The 3,045-nt window shown below is 70.8% G+C and carries 4 protein-coding genes; 1 reads left to right on the forward strand and 3 read right to left on the reverse strand.

Going from position 1 to position 3,045, the window contains the following annotated elements; genetic code table 11:
- The first annotated feature begins 45 nt into the window (after positions 1-45).
- Entirely contained in the window at positions 46-1,035 is a 990-nt protein-coding gene (gene ftsY, locus AB1578_23065; GenBank protein ID MEW6490780.1) for a signal recognition particle-docking protein FtsY, read from the forward strand.
- Positions 1,036-1,109: 74 nt separating this feature from the next.
- On the opposite strand, the gene AB1578_23070 is transcribed toward ftsY, so the two are convergent.
- The 3 genes from AB1578_23070 to AB1578_23080 form a co-directional block, all read right to left on the reverse strand.
- Positions 1,110-1,892 (reverse strand): anaerobic ribonucleoside-triphosphate reductase activating protein, encoded by a 783-nt coding sequence (locus AB1578_23070; GenBank protein MEW6490781.1) that lies wholly within the window; start codon positions 1,890-1,892, stop codon positions 1,110-1,112.
- A 10-nt stretch (positions 1,893-1,902) separates the two neighbouring features.
- Positions 1,903-2,727, reverse strand: coding sequence for an RT0821/Lpp0805 family surface protein (locus tag AB1578_23075; GenBank protein MEW6490782.1), 825 nt, complete (start codon positions 2,725-2,727; stop codon positions 1,903-1,905).
- Positions 2,728-2,919: 192 nt separating this feature from the next.
- On the reverse strand, positions 2,920-3,045 hold a 126-nt coding region (locus tag AB1578_23080), incomplete at its 5' end, for a sodium ion-translocating decarboxylase subunit beta (protein ID MEW6490783.1).

A 3,045-nucleotide genomic window follows, 5' to 3' on the forward strand; every position in this document is an offset into this window, starting at 1 on the left:
GCCGAGGGACCTCCCGAGAACCGCGCAGAAGCACCGGAACCGGAGATCGAGGAAGCGTCCGGCCGCGAAGAGCCGGAGGAACCCGAGGCCGAGGCGCCGAGCGGCGGCCGGCCCGGCCTCCTTGCGCGGCTCCGGCAGGGGCTCTCCAAGACCCGCCAGGGCTTCGTCCACAAGGTCGACCGCATCCTCTTCGGCCGCAAGGAGATCGACGCCCAGACTCTGGAGGAACTCGAGGAGGCCCTGGTCACGGCGGACCTGGGGGTGCACACCAGCACGCGCCTCATCGCGGAGATCCAGGAGCGGGTCAGCCGCAAGGAGCTCACGAGCCCCGAGGCCCTGCGCGAGCACCTCAAGCAAAGCATCGCCGGCATCCTCCTGGCCGACGAGGGGCACTTCGAGCTCGGGCAGGCGCGGCCCCACGTCCTCCTGGTGGTGGGGGTGAACGGGGTGGGAAAGACCACCACCATCGGGAAGATCGCCGCCCAGTTCCGCCAGCGGGGGCACAAGGTGGTGCTGGCCGCCGGCGACACCTTCCGGGCCGCTGCCATCGAGCAGCTCGAGATCTGGGGGAAGCGAGCCGGGGCGGCGGTGGTGCGCCACCAGCACGGCTCGGACCCGGCGGCCGTGGCCTATGACGCCGTGGCCGCGGCCGTGGCCCGGGGGGCCGATCTGGTCATCGTCGATACCGCCGGGCGCCTCCACACCAAGGCTCACCTCATGGAAGAGCTCAAGAAGGTGAGCCGCGTCCTGACGAAGGCCCTGCCGGGCGCCCCCCACGAGGTTCTCCTGGTGCTCGACGCCACCACCGGCCAGAACGCCATCAATCAGGCGAAGATCTTCCACGAAGCCACGCGGGTGGACTCCATCGCCCTGACCAAGCTCGACGGCACTGCCAAGGGCGGGGTCATCGTGGGCATCTGCGACGAGCTCAAGATCCCCGTGAAGTTCATCGGGATCGGCGAGAAGGTGGAGGACCTGCGCCCCTTCGACGCCCGGGCCTTCGTGGAGGCGCTGTTCCAGGAGCCCTCGCGGTAGGGAAGAGTCTCGTTTCGCGCAAAGACGCAAAGGCGCAAAGGAAGTCTTAGGGATCGCAGAAGCACGCGCAGTCGCTATCTTTGCGTGCTTTGCGCCTTTGCGAGAAAACACGGTCCTTCCTCCCCCCGGGCCGCGCCCTTCCTCTGAGCGGCGAAGCAGGCCTGGGCCTCCTCCTCCCACCGGGCGAACTCCTCGGGCGTCAGGGCAGGCTTTTCCGACAGGGAAGGGTCGAGGGTTTCCCCGGTGCGGCAGCGCTGGAGGGTGAAGCGAACGGGTCCGCGGTGGGGGGCGAGGGCGGTGCCGGCCTCGGCGGCGAGCCGCCGTACCTCCGGCAGGGAGAGGAGCACCGGGTGTACGGTGGTGCGCACCTCCACCCCGAGCTCCGAGGCGGCCAGCAGCGCCAGGCTCTTGCCCACCGCGGCGGGGTCTGCGCCCGGCCCGGCGTTGCGCCGGTAGGGGATGGCTTCCAGGGGGGCCTTGAGATCCAGCGCCACCGCCTCCAGGAGGTCCGCCGCGAGCAGGCCTGCGAGCCCCTCGGGGTGCGACCCGTTGGTGTCGAGCTTTATCGCCAGGCCCCGGCTGCGGAAGAGCGCGAGGAGCTCCGGGAGGCCCGGGTGCAAGGTGGGCTCCCCCCCCGTGACGCACACCCCGTCGACCCACCCCCCGAGCTCCTCCAGGCGCGCCAGCACCCCTTCCACCGGCACGGAGGCCAGGCCGTCCGGGACCAGCACGAGGTCGCGGTTGTGGCAGTACGGGCAGCGGAAGTTGCAGCCCGGCAGAAAGACCACCGCTGCCACCTTCCCCGGCCAGTCCACGAAGGAGACGTCGAGGAACCCCTTGAGGGTGGGGAGGCTCACCCGCCCTGCCTCACCGCCGGTCGCGCCCCCTGCCGCGGCGGTCCGGGTCGGGCCACGGATCGTCCCTGCGGTCGTCCCTGCGGTCGTCCCTGCGGTCGTCCCGGCGGTCGTCCCGCCGGAAGTCCCTCCGGTCGTCTCTGCCGCCCCGGCGATCGTCCCAGGCCGGCCGGTCGTCCCAGCCCCGCCCCCTGCCCCGGTCCTTCCACCGGTAGTAGTCGTGCACCCGGTGCCCCACGTTCACCCGTTCGCGCACAACGATGGGATGCCGGTGGCGGAAGTCGCGCCCGTCGCGGTACACCCGGCCCCAATGGTGGGAGCCGCTGCGGTACACGTACGAGAAGCTCAGGAAGATGCGGGACGGGCCGTAGAACCCCGCCGGGTACTCGTAGTAGTGCACCGGGGGCGGGGGCGGGTACACGTACACCTCGCGCACCGGTGCCGGCGCCGCCACGGCGGGCTGGGCCGGTATGGGTCCGGGGGTGCCGGGTGGGTCGTCCGACACGATCTCCCAGCTCCCGTCCGGCTGGCGGCAGGCGGTGCCGTAGCCCTGCTCTTCGCGCCCGCCGATGAGGATGGTGGTGATGAACTCCCGGCAGGGCCCCCCCTGGGAACTCTCGATGGTCCGCACGGGAACCACCGCCCCGGAGCGGCCCGTATCGGGGTTGACCCACTCGGCCGCCTTCTGGGTGGGCTGGAACTCCAGCGCGTACTGCAAGGCATCGCTCATGGCCTGCTGTTCCGCCTCTTCCAGGGGCGAGGCCTCCTGGGCCGGGGCGGAAAGGGCGGCCATCATCAACACCAAGAGGGCGCTCACCAGGCGCGTCGTCGTCTTCATGGCGTGTCTCCTCATCTGCGGGCGACGGAGTACGCCTACCATGCTGCTCGGAATTTCCCGGACGGGCAAGGGGTCAGCCCCACGGCTCCCCCGATCGGTATCGAGATCGGGATCGGGATCGATTTCGATAGCGATACCGATACCGATACCGATACCGATTGATATGTGGAGCGGGGCGCGGGGGCGGTCGGCCTACCGCAGCAGCGCCAGCAGGATGCCCGCGGCCACGGCCGAGCCGATGACGCCTGCCACGTTGGGACCCATGGCGTGCATGAGCAGGAAGTTGCGGGGGTTGTACTGCTGCCCCACGGTCTGGGC

This window comes from Thermodesulfobacteriota bacterium, assembly GCA_040756475.1.
In the GTDB taxonomy this organism is placed as follows: Bacteria; Desulfobacterota; Deferrisomatia; order Deferrisomatales; family JACRMM01; genus JBFLZB01.

Excerpts from the sequence above, each read along its gene's own strand:
- AB1578_23075 (MEW6490782.1), bottom strand. The coding sequence starts at position 2,727 with ATGAAGACGACGACGCGCCTGGTGAGCGCCCTCTTGGTGTTGATGATG.